The organism is uncultured Nevskia sp. (assembly GCF_903885465.1).
Taxonomy (GTDB): domain Bacteria; phylum Pseudomonadota; class Gammaproteobacteria; order Nevskiales; family Nevskiaceae; genus Nevskia.
Genome location: NZ_CAISIQ010000039.1, coordinates 1 through 3,684, shown reverse-complemented (window position 1 = coordinate 3,684; position 3,684 = coordinate 1). Strand labels below are relative to the sequence as shown.

Below are 3,684 nucleotides of genomic sequence, written 5' to 3'. Positions count from 1 at the left end.
TCGCCGTCGAAATCGGCCATCACGTTCAGGGTTTCGGCGATCGGAATGGTGATCACCTGATCGATCGGCACCGTCGTCTTGATACTGGTGTCGAGCTCGATCTCCAGGTTGTTGAGCACCTGTGCCGAAACGCGCAGCGGCTCGGGAATGATCACCGTTGCCGGCTGGTTGCTGAGCAGCAGGCGGGCATCGACATTGCGGAACACCCAGACGCCGATCAGCACGCCGGCGATCACGCCGATGACGGCGATCAATCCGATCGCGGCAAGAAGATTTTTCATCCGGCTCTCAGAACTTGTAGGCAATGCTGGCGGCGACGAAATCGCGATCCGCCAGCGTGTTGCGGCGACCGCCGCCGAAGAAGAAGGTGCTGACCAGATTGACGTCGAAGTCGCCGTAGCTGAAGCGGAAGTCGCCGACCATCAGCTTGCGGCCTTCGAGGAAATTCTCCGCCAGCCCGGGCGAGACGCCGTAGATGTCATGCGTGAAGACCAGAAACGGGCTGATGTCGAGACCGGGAATCAGCACATCGGTGTAATGCAGCAGCGCGCCGAGCCGGTAGCCGGCCGAAAACGAAGTGACATAGCCGCCGGTATTGCGGATCGGGTTGATGATGATGGCGTTGCCGGTATCGAAAGCACCCTGCCCGGCATGGGTATCGGTGCCCGGCGCTTCGAACTGCAGTCGTGAGCGCGACGGCAGATTCGGCACCCAGATGTTGGTCAGCTCAAACAGCAGCGCCGAGTCCTTGGTGCTGAGAAATCCACTGTTCCCGAAAACCTTGGTCAGGCCGATCGAGCTTTGCTGCACGGCCAGCCGCTGATAGCCGCGGATGTAGGCACCCGGTGCCACCTCGCCCGGAATGCCGCCGCGGTAGCCGGTGAGGAAATCCGGAATCGCCGTGCGCGAACCGGGCACCGTGGTACCGAGCACGTTCGGCGCACCGGCCAGTGCCTGCAGCGTGCTGATCGCACCGGGCAGATTGCCGGCCGCATTGCCGATCACCGCCAGCGCATTGGTCGGATCCTGCAGTGCCAGCAGCAGGCCTTCCACCGTGTTGTTGGCGGTGAACAGCGGAATATCGTTACGCGGCAGCGCCGGCTGCAGGGCAGCGAACAGCACGTCTTCGAGATCGATCTGCACCGGCTGGTTCGGCCGGAACGAGAACTCGCCGCGGATCGCCACGCCTTCATAAAGCGTCGAGAAACTGGCGCCGAACAGATGGATGTCTTCCGGGTATTCAAGAAAGTACTGCGCGGTATCCAGCGGCACCGCTTCACGCAGATGAGTACCGGGCACGCCGCAGGCGGCGATGAAGCTGGTCAGGTCGACGGGATCGATGCCGGCCGGGTTGCCCTCGGCGCGAGCACAGCTGGCGTCGGCAGCGGTAGCGCTCGCCGTTGGAATGCGCGAGTGGTAGCGCGAGTAATAGAAACCCAGTTCCGAACCGCCGAACCAGTCGTTGTCCGGATGCCAGTACAGCGCCATGCCGAACTGGCCCTGATCGCGCGCGTTGCGGTTTTCGCCGCGCCTCAGGGTGAAGCTGGTGGTGCTGACCAGATCGAGAATGTCGTTGCCCGGCGTGCCGATCTGCAGTGGGTCATACGGCGCCTTCGCGAACGGCGCGATGATGCCTTCGTTGGCGGTCAGATGATTGCTGGCGTTGAAGAACGAAAAATACGAGCCGCGCGGCGGAATGCCGACCGGCCGCCATTCGAACTGGTAGAAGGCTTCGAAGCTCAGATCGTCATTGAACGGGCCGCGCGCCAGCAGCATGCCGGCGGGCCGGTAGACCTCGTCCAGGGTGCCGCCGGGACGAGTGAGATTGTTGACGTCCGGCGGGTTGATGAAATTCAGGCTGCCCTGGGTCGCGAAGCTGGCTTCGCCCCAGACCAGACGCTGGCGGCCGATGCTGAAATCGATCGCCTGGCCTCCGATCTCGAAGGTGTCCTGCACATAGGCATCGAGCAGCTGCGCGCCGTAGCCGATCTGGTGGATGGTGTCGATGTCCCGCTTGTTGCGCACCGCCTGCCCCGGCCCAGGCCCGGGCGTGACGATCTGGTTCGGGTGGTTCTCCTTCAAGGTGGCATTGATGTAGTCATAGAAGAACAGCCCGCCGACCTCGATCTTCAGGTTGTCGCGCCGGATCGAGAAACGCGAATTCCACTTGATCGGCGAGGAGATGAAATCGCCCTTGTCGTAGTTCAGGTTGCCTTCGTCGTACACCGAATTGCGTGCGCCCGGTGCCAGCAGATAGCGGTTGTTCGGTTCGCTGTTGTTGGGACTGACCGACAGACATTCGTCGGCCGCACACAGGTTTGGATCGAGATTGGACTTGCCGACCAGGTTCGGATCGCGGCCTTCGATACGCACCGCCGTGCCGATCGACACCCGGTTGGTCCACTCGTGGACCCAGCCTTCGGTCCAGCTGTCGCCAGCGGATTCCGCAGCGGCCAGCAGCGGTGCCAGCAGCGCGGAGCAGACGACGGTTCTAATGCGCATCAGTGCCGCTCTGGCCGTCATCCTGATCCTGATTCTTCCTGCTGCGTCTCGGCTTCCAGAACTGGATGCGCGGCAGTTCGATGATCTCGGTGCGATCGACGATGGTTTCGGTCTGGCCTTTCAAGGTGACGACGTGGCCCATCAGCGTTTCCAGGTTCACGAGGATGCGGAAGATCGACAGGATCACTTCCAGCGCCACCCGGACCACAACCACGCCGGAGACGAACAGCACCGGCATGATCAGCAAGGTCCAGGCGAGTCCCAGAGCCAGCGAGTAGCCGAACACCAGCACCGACAGGTAGATGTTGATCGCCGCCACGCCGGCAACGCAGAGCAGATAGATGGCCGGCGCCATTCGCGTGGTGACGATGGTGCGCAACTGCAGATCGGTCAGCCCGACCAGCACCTCCGACAGCTCCGAGCGCGCAGCCGCCCAGGCCGGCATGCCATCCGTCGAACCCCGAGGTTCTGCCTTCATTCGTTGAGTCTCCCCACCCCACTGCCGACGGCTGCGCCGCCTTGTTCTGTCGTTCCGCGATCACCGTTCGCCATGACGCGATGGCCGCCTGCAGCGTGAGGTTCAGCATCTCTGGTTCGATGGCACGAACCGGCTGACGATCTCGGTAAGCGAGACTACACAGCACTGTGACATCCGACAATGGCAAGGTCCGCCGGCTTGAGAAGTTCTCTGGGCGCTGCCTTGGTCGGCGGCTTGTCACCCATCAAATTGTCATCGCTTGCCAGCAGATTAATGGCGTGGTTAGAATGACTAACCGTCCGGTCAGTCAGTAGTCTGCTCACCGCTTCGAATCCCCTTACACCTGCCGGATGTCACGAGTCGATGCGATGAGCCTTCCCGCCGGTGCCCGGTCGATACTCGATGCTGCCGCGTCGCTCTTTTCGCGGACCGGCTTCGACGCCGTGTCGCTGTCGGAGATCGCCTCGCGCGCCGGCGTCTGCAAGGCCAACATCTTTCATCACTTCGATTCCAAGGAAGCGCTGTATCTCGACGTGATGCGCGAAGCCTGCAAGGGCCACGCTGAGTTTGCCGAGCAGTTGCTGCTCGAGCCCCTCAGTTCCACAGAGAAGTTGCTGCGTCTCGTCGAGTTCGAGTTTCACGACATGTTCGAGAACGAAGCCCGAACCCAGCTGATCTTCCGCGAAGTGCTCAATGCCGGCAGC

General features: G+C 62.2%; 4 protein-coding genes. 1 reads left to right on the top strand and 3 read right to left on the bottom strand.

What is annotated here, in order from left to right; genetic code table 11:
- From QZY06_RS01450 to QZY06_RS01440, 3 genes are all read right to left on the bottom strand, one after another.
- The coding region (locus QZY06_RS01450) for a hypothetical protein (RefSeq protein ID WP_295679250.1) at nucleotides 1–281 on the bottom strand (281 nt) is incomplete at its 3' end.
- Between the two features lie 7 nt (nucleotides 282–288).
- Nucleotides 289–2,502, bottom strand: a complete 2,214-nt coding sequence (locus QZY06_RS01445; RefSeq protein ID WP_295679247.1) for a DUF1302 family protein — start codon at nucleotides 2,500–2,502, stop codon at nucleotides 289–291.
- Nucleotides 2,492–2,980 (bottom strand): DUF4282 domain-containing protein, encoded by a 489-nt coding sequence (locus QZY06_RS01440; RefSeq protein ID WP_295679244.1) that lies wholly within the window; start codon nucleotides 2,978–2,980, stop codon nucleotides 2,492–2,494. Before QZY06_RS01440 ends, QZY06_RS01445 begins: the two co-directional genes overlap by 11 nt.
- Nucleotides 2,981–3,348: 368 nt before the next feature.
- Here QZY06_RS01440 and QZY06_RS01435 point away from each other — a divergent pair.
- Nucleotides 3,349–3,684: TetR/AcrR family transcriptional regulator (locus QZY06_RS01435; protein WP_295679241.1), on the top strand; the 336-nt coding region annotated here is incomplete at its 3' end.

What these genes read in the sequence shown, in the direction of transcription:
- QZY06_RS01445 (WP_295679247.1), bottom strand. Translation starts at nt 2,502, where the DNA reads ATGCGCATTAGAACCGTCGTCTGCTCCGCGCTGCTGGCACCGCTGCTG.
- QZY06_RS01440 (WP_295679244.1), bottom strand. Translation starts at nt 2,980, where the DNA reads ATGAAGGCAGAACCTCGGGGTTCGACGGATGGCATGCCGGCCTGGGCG.